We start from the raw sequence: 18,978 nt of genomic DNA, 5'->3' as shown, positions 1-18,978 counted from the left end.
GCCCCAGCTCGAACGCGAGGTCTAGGCTGGTCCGGTGGCGGTGGAACAGCAGGCACGGGGTGCGGCGGGTGCGGCCCGGCGCCGGTCCCGGCGGGACGAGATCCTGGAGATCGCGGTCGGCCTCTTCGCGGCGCGCGGCTACCACGGTGTGTCGATGGACGACATCGGCGCGGCGGCCGGAGTCACCGGTCCGGCGCTCTACCACCACTTCGCCGGCAAGGAGGCGATGCTCGTCGCCGCGCTGATCCCGGTGAGCGAGGGGTTGCTCGCGGGCGGGCGGGAACGTGCCGCCGGTCACCCGGGCGACCCGCGTGCGGCGCTGGAGTCGCTGATCGACTTCCACGTCGACTTCGCGCTGGCCAACCCGGCGGTGATCGCGTTGCACCTGCACGAGCTGGACCGCCTCCCGGACGAGCCGCGCCGCCGGATCCGCCGGCTCCAGCGGATGTACGTCGAGGAATGGGTCACCGTGCTGACCGCGCTGCACCCCGGCCTGCCCGACGGCGAGGCCCGGGTGCTCGCCCACGCGGCGTTCGGCCTGATGAACTCGACCCCGTTCCTCGGCGGCGAGGTGGACCGCCGGCGCCGGGCCGAGCTGTTGCGCGGCGCGACCCTCGCGGCCCTGCTCGCGCCCACCGACCCGACCTGACACGCCGCGCTCACCTTAACGCGTGTTAAGAAGAGACCCCGGCTTTGCGTCGAGAAGGGGTCACGTCCGTGCAGAAGATGATCGAATCGTTGTTGGTCGCGAATCGGGGGGAGATCGCGCGGCGGATCATCCGTACCGGCAGGCGGCTCGGGATCCGGACGATCGCGGTGCACTCGGAGGCCGACGACGGGCTGCCGTTCGTGACCGAGGCCGACGAGGCGGTCTGCGTCGGCCCGGCGAACCCGGCGCAGAGCTACCGGAACGTGGAGGCGATCCTCGACGCCGCCCGTAGCACCGGCGCGCAGGCGATCCACCCCGGCTACGGCTTCCTGTCCGAGAACGCGGACTTCGCCCGTACCGTCGAAGGGGCCGGCCTGATCTGGGTCGGGCCCGGCGCCGACGCGATCACCGCGATGGGCGACAAGATCAACGCTCGGAACCTGATGGCGGCGGCCGGCGTGCCGGTTGCGCCCGGCACCACCGAGCCGGCGAGCGACCTGGACGCGGCGGTCGCGGCCGCCGCGGAGATCGGCTACCCGGTGATGGTCAAGGCCGCGGCGGGCGGCGGCGGCATGGGCATGGGCGTGGCCGCCGACGAGGCGGCGCTGCGCACCGAGTACGACAAGGTCCGCGCGTTCGCCGAGCGGATGTTCGGCGACGGGTCGGTGCTGATCGAGCGGTACTTCCCCCGGGTGCGCCACGTCGAGGTGCAGATCCTCGGCCTGGCCGACGGCCGGGTGGTGGCCCTCGGCGAGCGGGAGTGCTCGGTGCAGCGGCGCAACCAGAAGCTGGTCGAGGAGTCGCCGTCCCCGGCGGTCTCGCCCGAGCTGCGCGAGCGGTTCCTGGCCGCGGCGGTACGAGCGGGCGAGGCGGTGAACTACCGCAACGCGGGCACCGTCGAGTGCTTGCTCGATCCTTCGACGCAGGAGTTCTTCTTCCTGGAGATGAACACGCGGCTGCAGGTCGAGCACCCGGTCACCGAGTACGTCTACGGCGTCGACCTGGTCGAGGAGCAGTTGCGGGTGGCGTCCGGCCTGGCGCCGACGTTCGACCCGGACGCGCTCACCCCGCGCGGTCACGCCATCGAGCTGCGGATCAACGCCGAGGACCCGAAGCGCTTCATGCCCGGCCCGGGCGCGATCGCCACCTGGAACGAGCCGTCCGGCACCGGCGTGCGGGTCGACTCCGGCTACGTCGCCGGCAACACCGTCACGCCGTTCTACGACAGCCTGATGGCCAAGCTGATCCTCACCGGCGACACCCGCGAGGAGGCGGTCGAGCGGGCGCGGGCGGCGGTCGCCCAGTTCGAGATCGTCGGCCCGAAGTGCAACCTGCCGTTCTTCGCCGAGCTGCTGGAGAACCCGGAGTTCCTCTCCGGCGACTACGACACCGGCATCGTCTCCCGGATGCGCTGACCTTCGACCCAGTGAGGTGAATCTGATGGCGGAACTTCCAGACTCGGTGAGCATCCGTGAGGTCGGTCCCCGCGACGGCCTCCAGAACGAGGAGCCCATCCCCACCGACGCGAAGGTGCGGCTGCTCGACGCGTTGTCCCGCACCGGGGTACGGCGCGTCGAGGCGGTCTCCTTCGTCCACCCGAAGGCGATCCCGCAGATGGCCGACGCCGACGAGGTGTGGCAGCGGGCGGAGAGGGTCGACGGCGTGCGCTACTCCGCCCTGGTGCCGAACACCCGTGGCGCGCAGCGGGCGCTGGCTGCGGGCTTCACCGAGATCGAGGTGGTGGTCTCGGCCAGCGACACGCACAACCGCCGCAACGTCAACCGCTCCACCGACGAGTCGCTGGACGACATCGCCGAGCTGATCGACCTGCTGCACGGCGCGGGCGCCACCGCCGAGGTGATCGTGGCGACGAGCTTCGGCTGCCCCTACGAGGGCGACGTGGACCCCCGCCGGGTGGCCGCGATCGTCGACCGCGTCGCCCGCGACGGCGCGGACCGCGTCGCCTTCGGCGACACCACAGGCATGGGTACGCCCCGGCGCGTCCGCGAACTGGTCACGGCGGTCCGGGACCGTAACGCCCACCTGCCGGTGCTGCTGCACTTCCACAACACCCGGGGTACCGCCCTGGCGAACATGCTCACCGCGATGGAGTTGGGCGTCACCGAGTTCGACGCCAGCGTCGGCGGCCTCGGCGGCTGCCCGTACGCGCCGGGTGCCAGCGGCAACCTGGCCACCGAGGAGGCGGTGCACATGCTGCACGACATGGGCATCGACACCGGCATCGACCTGGACGCCCTGATCGCTGCCGCCGAGCTGGCCGAGACCCTGGTGGGCAAGAAGCTCCCGTCCGGAGTCCTCCGGGCCGGCCCCCGTACCCGCCTGACCCCCCTCCCCTCCTGACCGTTTCCGCGTTGATCAAGGAGTTTGTGTCCTCATTCGGCCGCGTGGAGGACGCAAACTCCTTGATCACGGGAGTGAATGGGTGGGGGGGCGAGGAGCGGGTCGCCGGAGAGGGCGGCGGTGGGGTAGCCTAACGATCGTTCAGGTCGGTGGGCGCCCTGTGCGGGGGCCGTGGCAACGGGAGTCGGCGTGACGCTCGACGGTGAGGCTCTGGAGCAGCTACGCAAGCGCGCCCGCGCCGGAGGTGCGGACAAGTACCACGCGGCGAACGCCGCGAAGGGGAAGCTGTTCGCCCGCGAGCGCGTGGCCTACCTGGTCGACGAGGGCTCCTTCGTCGAGGACGGGCTCTACGCCAACGCGATGGCCGACGGGCTGCCCGCCGACGGCGTCGTCACCGGCACCGCGACCATCGACGGCCGCCAGGTCTGCCTGATGGCGAACGACTCCACGGTCAAGGCCGGCAGCTGGGGCGCGCGTACCGTCGAGAAGATCATCCGGATCATCGAGCGGGCGTACGCGACCGGCGTGCCGATGGTCTACCTGGTCGACTCGGCCGGGGCCCGGATCACCGACCAGGTCGACCTGTTCCCCGGTCGGCGCGGCGCCGGGAAGATCTTCTGGAACCAGGTCCGCGCCTCCGGCTCGATCCCGCAGGTGTGCGCGCTGTTCGGGCCGAGCGCGGCGGGCGGGGCGTACATCCCGGCGTTCTGCGACGTGGTCGCCATGGTGGACGGCAACGCCAGCATGTACCTCGGCTCCGACCGGATGGTCGAGATGGTCACCGGCGAGAAGACCACGCTGGAGGCGATGGGCGGCGCCAAGGTGCACTGCGCCGAGTCCGGCGTCGGTCACTTCCTCTGCAAGACCGAGAACGACGCGCTCGACGTGGTACGGACCTACCTGTCGTACCTGCCGTCGAACTGGAAGCAGGACCCGCCCGCCGCCGAAGCGGTGGACGCGCCGGAGAAGGCCGACCTGGCCGCGCTGGTGCCGGCCAGCGAGCGGCAGGCGTTCGACATGCGCCGGTACGTCAAGGGTCTGCTCGACTCCGGCAGCTTCTTCGAGATCCAGGCGCTGTGGGCCAAGGAGCTGACCATCGGGTTCGGCCGGCTGAACGGCGAGGTCGTCGGCGTGGTCGGCAACAACTCGATGTTCAAGGGTGGCGTGCTCTTCGTCGACTCGGCCGACAAGGCGACCCGGTTCGTGCAGCTCTGCGACGCGTTCAACGTGCCGCTGCTGTTCCTCAGCGACGTGCCCGGCTTCATGGTCGGCAGCGCGGTGGAGAAGCAGGGCATCATCCGGCACGGCGCCAAGATGATCACGGCGATCTCCGAGGCGACCGTACCCAAGATCTGTGTGGTGGTCCGCAAGGCGTACGGCGCCGGTCTCTACGCGATGGCCGGTCCCGGCTTCGAGCCGGACGCCACGATCGCGTTGCCCACCGCGAAGATCGCGGTGATGGGCGCGGAGGCCGCCGTCAACGCGGTCTACGCCAACAAGATCGCCGCCATCTCCGACGAGGCCGAGCGGGCCGCGTTCGTGGCCGCGAAGCGCGAGGAGTACGAGCGCGACATCGACGTCGTCCGGCTCGCCAGCGAGCTGGTGGTGGACGCCATCGTCGAGCCGCACGAGCTGCGCGCCGAGCTGGTCCGCCGGTTCGCCGCCGCGCGCGGCAAGGAGCGGCACTTCTCCCGGCGCCGACACGGCGTCACCCCGGTCTGACCGACCTACGCCCGCCCCGGGTCCGACCGACCCACGCACCGGCGTCACGAGCGCCCGGCCCGTCCGTACCGCCGTCCCACCAGGAGGATCAGATGGACTTCCGGCTCAGCGACGAACAGGAGGCGCTGCGCTCCAGCGTGCGGGAGTTCGCCCGCGAGGTGGTCGCGCCCACCATCGCCGAGCACTACGAGCAGCACACCTTCCCGTACGAGATCGTCCGTCAGATGGGCAAGATGGGCCTGTTCGGGCTGCCTTTCGCGGAGGAGCACGGCGGCATGGGCGGCGACTACTTCGCGCTCTGCCTCGCACTGGAGGAGCTGGCCCGGGTGGACTCCAGCGTGGCCATCACGCTGGAGGCGGCGGTGTCGCTCGGCGCGATGCCGATCTACCGCTTCGGTACCGAGGAGCAGAAGGTGCAGTGGCTGCCGAAGCTGCTCAGCGGTGAGGCGCTGGCCGGGTTCGGGCTCACCGAGCCGGGCACCGGCTCGGACGCGGGCGGCACCCGGACGCGCGCGGTCCTGGACGGCGACGAGTGGGTCATCAACGGCTCGAAGGCGTTCATCACAAACTCCGGTACCGACATCACCGCGCTGGTCACCGTCACCGCCGTCACCGGTACGCGGCCGGACGGCGGCAAGGAGCTGTCCACGATCATCGTGCCGTCGGGTACGCCCGGCTTCACCGTCGCGCCCGGCTACTCGAAGGTGGGCTGGAACGCGTCGGACACCCACGAGCTGACGTTCGACGACTGCCGGGTGCCGGCGGCCAACCTGCTCGGCGAGCGCGGCCGGGGCTTCGCCCAGTTCCTGCGCATCCTGGACGAGGGCCGGATCGCCATCGCGGCGCTCGCCGTCGGCCTGGCCCAGGGCTGCGTCGACGAGTCGATCAAGTACGCCAAGGAGCGTCAGGCGTTCGGCCAGCCGATCGGCAACTACCAGGCCATCCAGTTCAAGATCGCGGACATGGAGATGAAGGCGCACACGGCCCGGCTTGCCTACTACGACGCGGCTGCCCGGATGCTCGCCGGTGAGCCGTTCAAGCGTCAGGCGGCGATCGCGAAGCTGCACGCCAGTACGGTGGCGGTGGACAACGCCCGCGAGGCGACGCAGATCCACGGCGGGTACGGCTTCATGAACGAGTACCCGGTGGCCCGCTTCTGGCGGGACTCCAAGATCCTGGAGATCGGAGAGGGCACCAGCGAGGTGCAGCGCATGATCATCGCGCGCGACCTCGGCATGTGAGGACGGCCCCCGGACCGTGTCCTGTCGGATATCGGCAGTGGACGGTCGGGTGGTTGACGATGGGCTGTGGAGCGTCGGAGTCCATCCGTAATCTTCGTGCCCATGACTCCGGATCATGACCGTGCGCGGGGCACAGGCGGTCGTACCGGTCTGTCCGATCTGCTGCGCGGGCACCGGCTCGCCGTCGGCCTGACCCAGGCCGAGCTGGCGGGCCGGGCCGGCGTTGGCGTACGGACGGTCCGCGATCTGGAACGAGGACGGGCCGTACGGCCCCAGCGCACCACTGTCGACCTGCTGGCCGACGCGCTCGGCCTGAGCGGGGACGAGCGGCGGGAGTTCGTCGACACCGCCCGGCCGGCGGCGTCCCGCCCTTCCGGCCCCGGCACCGAGGATCCGCCGGTGGCGCTGCCGCAGCCCGTACCGCTGGTCGGCCGCGAGCGGGACGTGGCGGAGGTGTCCGGCCTGCTCGACGCGTACCCGGTGGTCAGCCTGGTGGGACTCGCGGGCGTGGGGAAGACCGCGCTCGCCGTCACCGTCGCGCACGCGGTGGCGGCCCGGCACCCGGCGGGCGTGGCCGGGGTGCTCGTGGGTGAGGGCTCGGACACCCCGGACGTGCTCGCCGCGTCGGCGTCGATGTTCGGCGTGAACCGGCTGGCCGACCTGTCCTGCCGGATCGGCGACCGGCGGGCGCTGCTGCTCGTCGACGCCGTCGACCGGGCGCCGGGGGCGGTGGCCGAGGCGCTGCGCGTCCTGACCGCCGCCGTGCCGACGCTGCGGGTGCTTGTCACCGGCCGCCGTCCGGTCGGCCTGCCCGGCGAGCTGGTCCGGCCGGTCGCGCCGCTCGACGTACCGCCCCCCGGCGTCGTACCCGCCGACCGGGCCGACCTGGACCGCTGGCCGGCGGCGGCGTTGTTCGCCGCGCGGCTCGCCCAGGTCCGCCCGGAACCGCCGGCCCCGGTCGAGCTGCCGGCGCTCGCCGCGCTCGTGCGCCGGCTCGGCGGACTGCCGCTCGCCATCGAGCTGATGGCGGCACGGGGACGCATCCTCGACGTCACCGAGCTGCTCGACCGCTACGGCGACCGTGTCCTGGACCTGACCGGCGGACGCCCCGGCTGGGAACCCGCCGGTCCGTCCGCCGGTACGGTGACGTTGCGCGACGCGGTGGCGACCAGCTACCGCCTGCTCGCGCCCGCCGACCGGGCGGCGCTGCGGCGGCTGTCCGCGTTCCGTAACCGCTGGTCGGTCGAGCTGGCCGAGGATCTGCTCGCCGACGGCGGCCGGCGGTGGGACGCCGCGCCGATGCTGGACCGGCTGCGCGAGCTGGGCCTGCTGAGTGTCCGGGGCACCGGCCCGTTCCGGTTCCGCCTGCTCGACGCGGTCCGTGACTTCGCCGCGGAGCAGGCCGACGCCGACGGCGAGACCGCCCGTATCCGGATGCGGCACGCCGCGGTGGTCGCCGGGCTGGTCCACCGCACCGCGCCGGGGCTTGTGGGTCCGCGGATGGCCGACGCGGTGCGCGTGCTCGACGAGGCGACGAGCGACATCACCGCGGCGCTGGCGTACGCCGCCGAGCACGCGCCCGAGACGGCGCTCCTGCTCGCCGCCTCCCTGCCCCGCTGGTGGCGGCTGCGCGGGCGGGACGTCTCCGGCCGGCGCCGGCTGCGGGAACTGCTGGCCGATCCGCGTACCGCCGGTGCCCGGCCCACGCTGCGCGCCTGGGCGATGCTCGGCGCGGCCCGGCTCGCCGCCGAGCACGGCGCGGGCGCGGAGGAACTTCCGGGCGTGCGGGCCGCCCTGGTCGTCTTCACCGAGGCGGGCGACGTGACAGGCGAACTGTCCGCCCGGTCCGTGCTCTGCGCGCTCCTGCCCGGGCTCGGCGCGCACGACGAGGCCCGCGAGCAGGCCGAGGCCGCGCTCGCGGCGGCCACCCGGCACCACCGGGTACGCGAGATGGCCGTCGCCCAGGCGCACCTGACCTGGCACGACGTACGGGAAGCTCGGCTGGCCGGCGCCCGGCGGCGGCTGGCCACCGTCGATCGCCTGGCGGCGCAGTGCGGTGACCAGCGTCTGCGTGTGCTGGCGCGGGCCGATCAGGCCGAGCTGACCCGCCTGGAGGGCCGGTACGCCGAGGCGGCCGAGCAGGGGCGCCGGGTGGCGGCCGCGCTCGCGGAGCTGGGCGATCCGGGGCGGCGGCGCCGGACGATCGGCGCGGTCGGGCTGGCCCTCGCCCACGCCGGGCGTACGGACGAGGCGCTGGCCACGGTGGCCGAGCTGTGGCCGTCGGGCGCGGTGCCGGGCCGGCGCCGGCCACCGGCTGTGGAGATGCTCGACCTGCCCGGCTCGGGTGGGGACGTGCGCACCGAGGACGCGTTGCGCGGGTTGATCGAGGGGCACGTGGCGCTGCGCCGGGGAGACCGGGAGGTGGCGGCGGAGTGGTTCGCCGCGACCGCCGACGCGGCGGAGGGTGTCGCCGACCGGCGGGATCTGGTGGAGGCGCTGGTGGGGCTGGCGGTCAGTACCGCCGACCCGGCCGTGCTGGACCGGCTGGACACGGCGCGGCAGGTGACAGGCGTCAGCCTGCTGCCGCAGGAGGAGGAGTTGCTGTTCTCCCTTTCGGCCCGACGGCGGCGATGAACGTCGACGACGCCGCGGCGGTCGCCGGCCTGTCGGCGGGGCACTGGGAGGCGGAGGGCGCGGGGGTGGCGCGAGCGAAGTAGCCCCCTGGTGCTGCCCCTCGCTCCACGCTCGCGCCAGCACCCCCCGGTGCCCCCCGCTGCCGGAAGACTACCGAGGCCGAACGATCGATTCGTGAGTATGTAGACCGCTTTGTCCGGCCGTTGGGGCGGTTCTGCCGGTCATTCTGCCGGTGACCGGTGGGTAGTCGGCGGCTGAGCACGTCCGGTCAGGCGGCGTCCTCGGCCGGTTCGGTGCTGCCGGCGGTGGCACCCGGATGAACCGCGTCGCGTACCCGGCGCAGCCCGTCCAGCAGCCCGTCGAGCTGTGCCGGGTCGAGCTGGCTGGTGAACCACTGCTCGATGATCTTCAGGTGACCGGGCAGGACGTCGTCCAGGCGGCCGAGTCCGGCAGTGGTGACCACCGCGAAGGAGCTGCGCCGGTCGGACGGGCAGGCACGCCGGCAGATCAGCCCGTCCCGTTCCATCCGGTCCACCACGCGGGTCACGCCGCTGGTGGAGAGTGAGGTCTGCGCGGCCAGGTCGGTCATCCGCAGCTGGTTGTTGGGTGAGCGGGCGAGCCGGGTCAGCACCTCGAACTCGACCGGGGAGAGGCCGTGCTCCTCGAACTGGGCGGCGAACCGGGCGGCGAGCCCGGCGTGCGCCTCGACGAGCAGGCCGACGGCAGTGATCCGGGGGTCGTCGAACACGTTCTGGTCCACGCCACCATCCTAGCAACACTTGACACGGGGAATATTGCTATGACTATAGTTGCTCAGTCAGTCGTTGGGCTCCTAAACATTCTTCTCCGGAGGAGAGCATCATGACCAGCAGCACCGAGCCGACTACCCGCGACTGGGAGGGTCTCACCATCCCCGCTCCCGGCACCTACGTGCTGGACGCCGCGCACAAGCGTGTCGGCTTCGTCGCGCGGCACATGATGGTCAGCAAGGTACGCGGTGAGTTCGCCGACGCGACCGCCACCATCACCGTCGCCGACGACCCGATGCAGTCCACGGTCACCGCCAGCATCCAGGCGGCCAGCATCAACACCGCCCAGGCGGACCGCGACGCGCACCTGCGCAGCCCCGAGTTCCTCGACGCGGAGCAGTACCCGACGCTGGAGTTCCGCAGCACCGAGGTGAAGTCCCGCGACGGCAACGAGTTCGTGCTCGTCGGCGAGCTGACCATCAAGGGCGTGACCCGCCAGGTCGAGCTCGAGGTGGAGTTCGAGGGCGTCGGCCGCAGCCCGTTCGGCCAGGACATCTTCGGCTTCTCCGCCTCCACCGAGATCGACCGGGAGGACTTCGGTCTGACCTGGAACGTGGCGCTGGAGACCGGCGGCGTCCTGGTCGGCCGCAAGGTCAAGATCGAGATCGAGGGTGAGGCCATCCGCCAGGGCTGAGCCCGGCACCGGCCCGTGGGGCCCGCACCGTCCGCCGACGGTGCGGGCCCTTCTCGCGTACGCCTGGCGGTGCGAATCGTCACGCGAAGTTCTCCGCACTGACGCGCTGGTGACGGCCGCGACGGGGTACAGGTGCAGACCTGTCGCCCGTCCAGCCGGGTGGCGGGGCGGGCGCACTTACGCCCACCACGCGAATGGTTCACAATGCGTTGCGGAACGGTACGGTTCCGTCGCACCAGCGCCGGGAGGACACATGGGCACAGACGTCGAGCAGGGCGCCTTCTCCCGCGAGGATCGGGTCCGCTACCGGCAGAAGGTCCGACGGTGCCTGGACGTCTTCGCGCTGATGCTCGACGACTTCGGCTTCGACGCCGACCGCCCGATGACCGGGCTGGAGATCGAGCTGAACCTGATCGACGCCGCCGCCGAACCGGCCATGCGCAACGACCAGATCCTCGCCGACATCGCCGACCCGCTGTTCCAGACCGAGCTGGGGCAGTTCAACCTCGAACTGAACGCCTCGCCCCGGCTCATCGAGGGCAGCGGCTTCGCCGACTACGAGCAGGACCTGCGCAGCAGCCTCAGCCGCGCCGACGAGCGGGCCGCCAAGTCCGACGCGACGATCATGATGGTCGGCATCCTGCCCACGCTCACCGAACGCCACCTGGTCGCGGACAACCTTTCCACCAACGAGCGGTACCGCGTCCTCAACGACCAGATCGTCGGCGCCCGCGGCGAGGACATCGAGCTGGACATCAACGGCGTCGAGCGGCTGCGTACGCACACCGACTCGATCGCGCCGGAGGCCGCATGCACCAGCCTCCAGTTCCACCTCCAGGTCGCGCCGGACAGCTTCGCCGACTACTGGAACGCCTCCCAGGCCATCGCCGGCGTGCAGGTCGCCGTCGGCGCCAACTCGCCGTTCCTCTACGGCCGGCAACTCTGGGCGGAGACCCGGATCGCGCTGTTCCAGCAGGCCACCGACACCCGCCCGGACGAGCTGAAGGCCCAGGGCGTACGCCCCCGCGTGTGGTTCGGCGAGCGCTGGATCACCTCGATCTTCGACCTGTTCGAGGAGAACGTCCGCTACTTCCCCCCGCTGCTGCCCATCTGCGAGGAGGAGGACCCGGTCGAGGTGCTGCACGCCGGTGGTGTGCCCAAACTCGGTGAGCTGCGGCTGCACAACGGCACCGTCTACCGCTGGAACCGACCGGTCTACGACATCATGAACGACCGCCCGCACCTGCGGGTGGAGAACCGCGTGCTGCCCGCCGGCCCGACGGTGGTGGACATGCTCGCAAACGCGGCGTTCTACTTCGGGCTGGCCCGCGGCCTCGCCGAGTCGGACCGTCCGATCTGGAGCCAGCTGACGTTCAGCTCCGCGGAGGAGAACTTCCACGCCGCCGCCCGGCGCGGCATCGAGGCGGTCCTGCACTGGCCCCGGCTCGGCGACGTGCCGGTGACCACGCTCGTGCTCGACACGCTGCTGCCGGTGGCCGCGCAGGGGCTGGACCGGTTCGGTGTCGCCCCGGCCGAACGGGACCGCCTGCTCGGCGTGATCGAGGGCCGCTGCCGTACCGGCCGCAACGGCGCGGTCTGGCAGACCGAGACGGTGTGGACGGCCGAGCGGAACCGGGGGCTGGACCGGGAGGCCGCGCTGCACCACATGGTCCAGAGGTACGCCGAACTCCAGCGCGGCAACGAGCCCGTCCACACCTGGCCGGTCGACTAGTCCCCTGCCGCCCTCACCCCGGCCCTCCGCGCCTCGTCGATCTTGGAGTTGTGGCACCTTGAATATTCCGAATGGGAGTTTTGTGAGGTGCCACAACTCCAAGATCGATGCGGGCGTGCGGGTGGCTCAGCGGCCGAGGTGACGTGCGGGCTGGGCGGGTGGGGTCTCAGCGACCACGGCGGCGGGTGGTCTCGGTGGGCGCCGGCGGGTCGGCCTGGCCCGACGAACCGGTCTGGCCTGACGAGCCGGTCGGGGACGAGGAACCGGTCCGGCCTGACGAACCGGTTGGGGACGAGGAACCGGTCCGGCCCGACGAGCGGGTCGAGGACGAGGAGTCGTCCTGCGACGCGGCCGTCGTGCTTCGCGGGTTCGGGTCGTCGGCGGGTGAGCCCTTGTCGTGCGAGCCGGCCTGCGTGGGTGACTCGGGTTGCCGCTGCGGTGGCACGGCCCGGCCTCGGCGGCCGGTGGTCGACCGGGTGGCACGTCCCCGATCCGTCTCCGTCCGGACGGACGCCACGCCTGGCTCGTCTTCCACTGCCGCATCCCGGAGCGCGCCGGCCGACGCGTCCGACGAGGCCGAATCCGACACGCTTGCCGTCGACGTGCCCGCCCGCTTCGATGGCGCCGCGCCTGATCGGCCCGACGTCGAGCTGCCCGGCAACGGCCCGTCCGGCCCGCCCGGTTCAGCGGTGGTGGGCGAGGCATCCCCGCTGATCTCGTCCGGCTCGCCGGTGCGCTGGCGGGGCAGTGCCACCCGCTCGGCGCTCCGGCGCTCGGCACGCTGGGCCAGCGCGGCCATCACCATCGAGCCGCCGACACCGGCCATCACCGCGTACGGGGCGATCAGGTGGGCCGACAACTGCTCCGCGGCGATCCCGGCCAGGCGCGGCACGGCGAGCAGGTACGCCAGCGCGACGAGCAGCGGTCCGGCCGCCCCGGAGGCTGCCGCGCCGACCCGGATCTCCGGTGCGCGGGCGGCTCGACGGGCCGCCACCAGGCCGATCACCAGTGCGGAGAGCACCGACAGCAGCGCCCCGGGCCAGTAGAAGTAGTCGCGGATCCAGAACGCGCCACGGTCCGCGCTGATCTGCCAGATCCCGAGCTGAGCGGTGGTCAGGCCACGGCCGGCGACCACCCCGTCGACCACCGACACCACCGCGAGCAGCCAGAGCCAGCCGGTGGTGGCGATCAGGTTGGTGGCGGCGGCGCGGGTGTGCAGCGCCCAGACGGCGAGCAGTACGCCGAGCACCAGCCCCGCGCCCGCGTACGCGGCGGCGACAGCCTGCGGCGAGGAGACGTCCGGCACCCGGGCCGCCCGCGCGGGTACCGCCACCAGCAGGACGGTGACGATCGCGCCGACACCCGCGGCGAGCGCCAGGCCGAGCCGGGGCAGCGTGCCCGGCGACTCGTCGGTGCCACCACGCAGGCGCTGGGCGCAGACCGCACCGACGATGACCGATGTCGCCGCGATCCAGGTCGCCCAGGCGAGGCTCGCCACCCAGGCCGCCTCGGCCCGTACCGCGCCGTCCGGCACCCAGTTGATGATGCCCAGCCCGTACCCGAAACCGAGCTGCGCGGCGCCCGCGCCGGCGGCGACGCCGAGCGCGGCGGCTGTCGATCCTCCCCAGCCCCGTCTGACCATGCCGGGGAGCGTAACGTCCCGTGGTCGGCGCGGCGAGTCGTAACGACTGGCCGTGACCGTCAGTGAGCAAGGGATACGGTCGTCGATGATCGGGCGGGGGAGCATGACGGACGAGCGGCAACCGGCGGGCGACGGCACCGGGCCGGGGCGGGGCAGGCTGCTCCTCGGTGGTGGTGTGGCAGTGGTCCTGCTGGCCGTGATCGGCGCCAGCGTCGGGTGGATCCTCGCCGGTGAGCCGGAGCGCTCGGCCGCGCCCGGCGACTCCGCTCCGCCCGCCGCCGCGTCCACATCGGCCTCCCCGACCACGGCGCCGCCGACCACCGCCGCCCCATCATCCGGTACGCGCACCAGCGCCCCGGCCGGGCTCACCGTGCCCGAGGTGGTGGGCGTCGACTTCGAGCAGGCCCGCCGGGACCTGCGCGAGCGCCGCCTCGGTTGGCGACTGGTCTTCGGTACGGGCAGCGGACGCACCGTGGAGCGCGCCTCACCGGCTCCGGGCACTCCGGTGAAGCGCGGCACCACTGTCACCGTGTGGGTCTCCGGGCCGGCGCCGGCCGTGAGCGTGCCGGACGTGGGCATGCTGTCCTGCTCCGACGCGGCAGACGATCTGGTGGAGGCGGGCCTCTATCCCCGGTACGCCACCGGCCGGCAGGGTCCGGTCACGGCACAGGTGCCGGTGGCCGGCAGTACCGCCCGGTGGAACGACCAGGTGACCCTCACCTGCGGGGACCGGGCGTCCACGCCGCCGACGGTCTCCCCGTCGCCGACTCTCTGACCGGCGCGGCGCGCTGATCCCGGCCGGTGTCGCCGTGGCCCGCTACGGTGGACGATCGAGGGCCGTGCGCCCCGTCCCGGTGGGGAAAGGACGTGCCATGAGCGACGACCGTCAGGAACCACCCGCCGGTGACGCGGACGCGACCCGGGCGCTGCCTCCCGAGCCGGACGCGGATGCCACGCGGGCGATGCCGAGGAACGCCGCCGGGGAGGACGCCGACGTCACCCGCGCGATGCCCCGGGACGCGGCCGGGCACGACGCGGACGCGACCCGGGCGCTGCCGAGGAACGCAGGCGAGGAGGACGTGGAGGCGACCCGCGCGATGCCGCGGAACGCGGGCGACGCCGCCCGTCCGTTGCCCGGCGGCCCGGCAGGACAGGCAGGCCCGGAAGGGCCGGGTGGCCCGCGCCGCCCGCTCGACGCGACCGCCGCGCAGGAACCGGTGGGTGCCTGGTCCGGGCGGGCCGGCGTACCTCCACCGCGTCCGGCGGGCTACCCCGAGCCCGGCGGCGAGTACTACGGCGACGAGCAGGCCGGGCGCCGCTGGTGGATGCCGATCCTGCTGGGCATCATGGCGCTGCTCCTGCTCGGGTTGATCGGGGTGGGGGTGTGGCTGGCGTTGCGTGCCGCCGACCGGAACTCCGATCCGGGCCCGCCGGTGCCGAGCATCTCGGCGCAGACGAGCGCCGCCCCGACCAGCGCCGCCCCGACCAGCGCCGCGCCGAGCAGTTCACCGCCGAGTACGGCGCCGGCCACGACCGCCCCGGCCGAGGTGCCGATGCCACCGCTGGTGGGGCTGCCGGAGGCCGCCGCCCGGGCGGCGCTCGACCGGCTGGACCTGGACTACCGGGTGCAGCGGCGGGCGTCGGATCGCCCGGCCGGCACGGTGATCTCCACCGATCCCGAGGCCGGTTACCCGGTGGGCGAGGACGAACGGGTCACGATCGTGGTGGCCGTACCCGCGCCACCGACGAGCGGCCCGAGCACCCCGGGCTCCGCCCCGGCGACGACCACGACGCCCTGACGATCACCGAGACGCCCTGGCCGGCGCCGCCACGATCACCACTGGCGTCTGCGGGTGCCGACCAGGCCCAGTCCGGCCAGTGAGATGGCGAGCCCGAGCAGCCCGGAGTAGAACAGCGACCGGCTGAGGTCGTCGGTGACAGCGGTGGGCCGCTCGGCGAGCGTGCCCTCCCCGCCCCCGGTACCCGAGGCCCGGTCGTCGTCGTCCTCCGGCGGGTCGGCGGCCTCGCCGTCCTCGTCGTCGATCGCATCGGACCCGGCGGCATCCGAGTGGGCCGTATCGGAATCGGTCGTATCGGTCGTGGCCGCGTCGGAGTCCGTCCGGCCGTCCTCGCCGGCCACGGTGATCTCCGGTGCCGGTACGGGCTCGGCGAGCTGCTGGGTGGCGGAGAAGGCGGGGTGACGGACCGCGAGCGCGAGGGCGGTCGCGGTGACGAGGAAGAGGAAGAGCCCGAGGGCATAGCCGATACGGGACCGGTGGTGCCGGCGCGCGGCGGGCAAGTTGACCATGACCATCCCAGGTTCAGGGTCCGTGGCGCGCGGGGTGGAACGTGCCGGGGTGGGCGTACCGATTCTATGGCGACGGCACGCCCTCCCGGCCGGGAATCGTCAGGTCAGCCGACCCGGACCGGAGTCCGGACCACCGGGCGGCGGGCCGTCCGCACGGTGTGCTGACGCGGAGCCGGCGCGGCTTGGAGCTGCCGCAACCCCTCCTGGAGTACGAAGATCGACCTCCGGTTGACCGCGTCCCCCGCCGCGTTCAACTCGTAGCCGTCGAGCCAGAGCCAACCGTCGTAGGTCGGCCAGTCGAGCACCCGGATCACCCGGAACATGATCGGTCGGAGGAACTGGACACTCGCCGCGCGAGTCACGTGCAGTACGTCACCGGAGCGGGGAAGCACATGGGCTCCTGGGAAGGTCGGCCGGCGGGACCGGCGAGGCTGAAACGGGGGTCGGGTGCGGTCCGGTGACGGGGGGTCTGCCTCGTGGACCGGCGGTCGGTGGGTCGGTGCTGGTCGGGCCGTACCCACGGTGGCGGACCGCCACCCGACCATCACCCGGCTGCTCCCGGTTACCGCTCCCGCCGCCGCAGCCAAACTGGCGTGCAGCGACGGGGTCTTCATTCCGGGGCAGGTCGCACTGCGCGGGACGGCTCCCCTCCGGCCGTCCCACGGACCGTGGTGTCACCACGCCCGGAGATCAAGCGAAGACGGTGAGTAACCCGTGCCATACGGACAGACTGCATCAGGGACGTGCGACATGCAAGTTGCACGTCGACTTTTGCCGATAGGTGAGTCGGACACGCAAACGGCGAAACTTGAAGCGTCAGGTATCTGAGCGGCACACTGGACGCCGGTTTCGCCCGTCGCGGCCGGTCGACGACCGGCACCACCCCCTGCCGCGAACGACACCCGCCGCTCGCCGGTCGCGCCCGCGGTGGGAGCCGCACCGGGGCGCGACCGACCGGAGGTAGCCGGGTGACTGTGAAGCGTGGTCCCGCAATCCGATGGACGGCACCGTGAGTGAACGGCGCAGCCCCACCATCCGGCGGCGCCGGCTGGGTGCGGAACTCCGCCGGCAGCGGGAGGCGGCGGGCATCACCATCGAAGTCGTCGCCGAGCAGCTGGAGTGCTCGGCGTCGAAGATCTCCCGGATCGAGACCGGCCACACCACGGCGACCCCGCGCGACGTCCGCGACATGCTGCGCATCTACGGTGTCGTCGGCGCGGAGAGCGACGAGCTGGTGCAGATCGCCCGGGAGGCCCGGCAGAAGGGCTGGTGGCATCCGTACAGCACGGTTCTCGTCGGCGCGTACGTCGGCCTGGAGGCGGCGGCCAGCTCCATCCGGGCGTACGAGCAGCAGGTGGTGCCCGGCCTGCTGGAGACCGAGGAGTACGCGAGCGCGATGATCCGGGCGGCCCGGCCGGACTTCACCGACGAACAGGTCGACCAACGGGTGCGTGTCCGTCTGGGCCGTCAGTCGTTGTTGACGCAGGACGATCCGGTCGATCTGTGGGTGGTGCTCGATGAGGCGGTGCTGAGCCGGCCGGTTGGCGGCGACGCGGTGATGCGTGGTCAGCTCAAGCGGTTGGTGGAGGTGGCCGAACTGCCGAACGTGACAGTGCAGGTCCTGCCCTTCGAGGTGGGAGCGCACGCCGGCATGGACGGGACCTTCACGATCCTCAGCTTCCCCGAGCCGAGTGATCCCGATGTCGTGTACGCGGAGAACGCCACGGGTGGGCTCTTCCTGGAGAAGAGTGACGAACTGCAGAAGTACAGCTTCATCTTCGATCACATTCGAGCAGCGGCCATGCGCCCGGAGGAGTCCGTCGCACACATCGCGAAACTGGCAGAGGAGCCACTGTGGAAATGGCGACCAAGGAGTTCCCCGTGGACCTGACGCAGGCGACGTGGTTCAAGAGCTCGAAGAGCGGGCCGAACTGCGACAACTGCGTCGAGGTCGCGTACGTGACCGGGGTGGTCGGAGTGCGGGACTCGAAGGACAAGACCGGCCCGGCCCTGGTCTTCGCTCCGGGTGACTGGCACGCCTTCGTCGCCCGCGCCCGGAACGGCGTGTTCGGCCGGAGCTGACCGGCACCGAGATGTGGTCCCGCCCGGCAGCGCCGCCGGGCGGGACCATTCGCGTCCGCGTACCCGCGCCGCGGCGGGCACCCGTCGCCAGTTCCGATCCGCCTCGTTGAACCGCACGGATCGGCAACCGAACAAGGCAGGCGAGACGGATGACGACGATCGGTTCAGAGAACCTCACCAGCGGCCCGGGCAAGCCCGAGCGGTTCGGTGGCAAGTACCGGGGTGCCCGCCGGGACACCGTCCTCACCGAGGTGGTCTCCGGTGACGGCGACGACACCCGCGAGGGTGGCGTCCCCGAGCAGGCAGCGGCGCCGCTGTCCCTGCCGTCGCTGGACCCCAACCCGCTGACCGAGCCGTCCTTCCCGCCGAGCGGCTGGCCGCTCGAGCAGCAGGAGTCCCTGGTGGACCACCCGCTGCTGCGCGGCCTGCTGATGGAGCTGCCCCCGAAGGGCAGCGTGCCTCCGCCCGGCTGGCTGGATCGCTGGTTCGAGGCGACCCGCGCGATCCTGGAGCTGCTATACGTGCAGGGCGCGAGCCGGTCGCGCTGACACCGCCTCGGCGGCCGGCATGGCCCGCTCGGCGAGCCGGTTGTGCCGCAGCGCGTGGCGTACCCCGATCGCGCACACGCCGAGCACCCCGACGGTGATCGCCGGGCCGGCGACGCCCGGCGCGGCGAACAGGTCGACCCCGGCCGCCGGCAGCACCGCCACCAGCACCGCGATCGCCGTCGCCTGGAGCGGCAGCGCGATCAGCGGGTGCGCCGCCGCCGCGCGCAGTCCGTGCGGGGCGGGGGTGCCCGGCGCCGCCGCGAACGCGCCCGCACCGGACCGCAGCCGCCGGACCCGCCGTACCGTGCAGACCGCCACCACCGCTGCCGGCACGGCCGCGAGGCCGAGCGCGGCGGCGGCCCGGTCCACAGTGGTGTCGCCGGCGCTCTGCAGGCCCACGGCGAGGACCGCCGCGGTGAGCGCGAGGCCGGTCAGCACCAGGGCGGACAACCATCCGGTACGCCGGCGCAGCGCGCAGGCGCGGTCGAGCCCGGGCAGGCCCTCCGCGACCAGTCCGGCGGCGAGCCAGACGGCGGCGACGGGAAGCAGTACGGCGAGACGGTCATCCATGCCCCCTAGCCTTGCCCGTTTCGACGTTCGGCGAATCCGGGACGGC

General features: G+C 72.8%; 18 protein-coding genes. 13 read left to right on the top strand and 5 right to left on the bottom strand.

Annotated features, from left to right (window positions below):
* Window positions 1-34 precede the first annotated feature (34 nt).
* From IRY44_RS10530 to IRY44_RS10505, 6 genes are all read left to right on the top strand, one after another.
* The gene (locus tag IRY44_RS10530; RefSeq protein WP_120572441.1) at window positions 35-649 is read left to right on the top strand and encodes a TetR/AcrR family transcriptional regulator; all 615 of its coding nucleotides are present in this window, start codon (window positions 35-37) and stop codon (window positions 647-649) included.
* A 77-nt stretch (window positions 650-726) separates the two neighbouring features.
* Window positions 727-2,064 carry an acetyl/propionyl/methylcrotonyl-CoA carboxylase subunit alpha gene (locus tag IRY44_RS10525; RefSeq protein WP_194800426.1) on the top strand — a complete coding sequence of 446 codons (1,338 nt, stop codon included), beginning with the start codon at window positions 727-729 and terminating at the stop codon, window positions 2,062-2,064.
* Between the two features lie 25 nt (window positions 2,065-2,089).
* On the top strand, window positions 2,090-3,010 hold the full coding sequence (locus tag IRY44_RS10520; RefSeq protein ID WP_194800245.1) for a hydroxymethylglutaryl-CoA lyase: 921 nt from the start codon (window positions 2,090-2,092) through the stop codon (window positions 3,008-3,010).
* Window positions 3,011-3,199: 189 nt separating this feature from the next.
* Window positions 3,200-4,732, top strand: a complete 1,533-nt coding sequence (locus tag IRY44_RS10515; protein ID WP_064448130.1) for an acyl-CoA carboxylase subunit beta — start codon at window positions 3,200-3,202, stop codon at window positions 4,730-4,732.
* 92 nt (window positions 4,733-4,824) lie between these two features.
* Complete coding sequence (locus IRY44_RS10510) at window positions 4,825-5,973, top strand: acyl-CoA dehydrogenase family protein (RefSeq protein WP_194800244.1); 1,149 nt, start codon at window positions 4,825-4,827, stop codon at window positions 5,971-5,973.
* A gap of 102 nt (window positions 5,974-6,075) precedes the next feature.
* Complete coding sequence (locus IRY44_RS10505; RefSeq protein WP_194800243.1) at window positions 6,076-8,607, top strand: helix-turn-helix domain-containing protein; 2,532 nt, start codon at window positions 6,076-6,078, stop codon at window positions 8,605-8,607.
* 268 nt (window positions 8,608-8,875) lie between these two features.
* Here the strand turns inward: IRY44_RS10505 and IRY44_RS10500 are convergent, their stop codons facing one another.
* Window positions 8,876-9,367, bottom strand: coding sequence for a MarR family winged helix-turn-helix transcriptional regulator (locus IRY44_RS10500; protein WP_194800242.1), 492 nt, complete (start codon window positions 9,365-9,367; stop codon window positions 8,876-8,878).
* 101 nt (window positions 9,368-9,468) lie between these two features.
* Between IRY44_RS10500 and IRY44_RS10495 the strand changes: the two genes are divergently transcribed.
* Entirely contained in the window at window positions 9,469-10,050 is a 582-nt protein-coding gene (locus IRY44_RS10495; protein ID WP_194800241.1) for a YceI family protein, read from the top strand.
* A gap of 253 nt (window positions 10,051-10,303) precedes the next feature.
* A complete protein-coding gene (locus IRY44_RS10490) occupies window positions 10,304-11,782 on the top strand; it encodes a glutamate--cysteine ligase (protein WP_194800240.1) in 1,479 nt (492 codons plus the stop codon).
* 166 nt (window positions 11,783-11,948) lie between these two features.
* Here IRY44_RS10490 and IRY44_RS10485 read toward each other — a convergent pair whose 3' ends face one another.
* Window positions 11,949-13,424, bottom strand: coding sequence for a hypothetical protein (locus IRY44_RS10485; RefSeq protein WP_194800239.1), 1,476 nt, complete (start codon window positions 13,422-13,424; stop codon window positions 11,949-11,951).
* Window positions 13,425-13,527: 103 nt separating this feature from the next.
* Between IRY44_RS10485 and IRY44_RS10480 the strand changes: the two genes are divergently transcribed.
* Window positions 13,528-14,199, top strand: coding sequence for a PASTA domain-containing protein (locus tag IRY44_RS10480; protein ID WP_228531852.1), 672 nt, complete (start codon window positions 13,528-13,530; stop codon window positions 14,197-14,199).
* Window positions 14,200-14,296: 97 nt separating this feature from the next.
* Window positions 14,297-15,223 carry a PASTA domain-containing protein gene (locus IRY44_RS10475; RefSeq protein ID WP_194800237.1) on the top strand — a complete coding sequence of 309 codons (927 nt, stop codon included), beginning with the start codon at window positions 14,297-14,299 and terminating at the stop codon, window positions 15,221-15,223.
* 35 nt (window positions 15,224-15,258) lie between these two features.
* On the opposite strand, the gene IRY44_RS10470 is transcribed toward IRY44_RS10475, so the two are convergent.
* Window positions 15,259-15,738 carry a hypothetical protein gene (locus IRY44_RS10470; RefSeq protein WP_194800236.1) on the bottom strand — a complete coding sequence of 160 codons (480 nt, stop codon included), beginning with the start codon at window positions 15,736-15,738 and terminating at the stop codon, window positions 15,259-15,261.
* A 98-nt stretch (window positions 15,739-15,836) separates the two neighbouring features.
* The gene (locus IRY44_RS10465; protein ID WP_018785581.1) at window positions 15,837-16,124 is read right to left on the bottom strand and encodes a hypothetical protein; all 288 of its coding nucleotides are present in this window, start codon (window positions 16,122-16,124) and stop codon (window positions 15,837-15,839) included.
* A 617-nt stretch (window positions 16,125-16,741) separates the two neighbouring features.
* Between IRY44_RS10465 and IRY44_RS10460 the strand changes: the two genes are divergently transcribed.
* The 3 genes from IRY44_RS10460 (at window position 16,742) to IRY44_RS10450 (ending at window position 18,362) form a co-directional block, all read left to right on the top strand.
* Window positions 16,742-17,623: a helix-turn-helix transcriptional regulator gene (locus IRY44_RS10460; protein ID WP_194800235.1), complete on the top strand. Its 882-nt coding sequence runs from the start codon at window positions 16,742-16,744 to the stop codon at window positions 17,621-17,623.
* A complete protein-coding gene (locus IRY44_RS10455; protein WP_194800234.1) occupies window positions 17,593-17,814 on the top strand; it encodes a DUF397 domain-containing protein in 222 nt (73 codons plus the stop codon). Before IRY44_RS10460 ends, IRY44_RS10455 begins: the two co-directional genes overlap by 31 nt.
* 149 nt (window positions 17,815-17,963) lie before the next feature.
* Window positions 17,964-18,362 carry a hypothetical protein gene (locus IRY44_RS10450; RefSeq protein WP_194800233.1) on the top strand — a complete coding sequence of 133 codons (399 nt, stop codon included), beginning with the start codon at window positions 17,964-17,966 and terminating at the stop codon, window positions 18,360-18,362.
* Here IRY44_RS10450 and IRY44_RS10445 read toward each other — a convergent pair.
* Complete coding sequence (locus IRY44_RS10445; protein ID WP_194800232.1) at window positions 18,330-18,932, bottom strand: hypothetical protein; 603 nt, start codon at window positions 18,930-18,932, stop codon at window positions 18,330-18,332. The genes IRY44_RS10450 and IRY44_RS10445 overlap by 33 nt on opposite strands.
* Window positions 18,933-18,978: the final 46 nt, after the last annotated feature.

This window comes from Micromonospora sp. ANENR4 (genome assembly GCF_015354395.1).
In the GTDB taxonomy this organism is placed as follows: Bacteria; Actinomycetota; Actinomycetes; order Mycobacteriales; family Micromonosporaceae; genus Micromonospora; species Micromonospora aurantiaca.
Note: the sequence above shows the minus strand (reverse complement) of the source record. Positions and strands in the feature narration are given on the sequence as shown.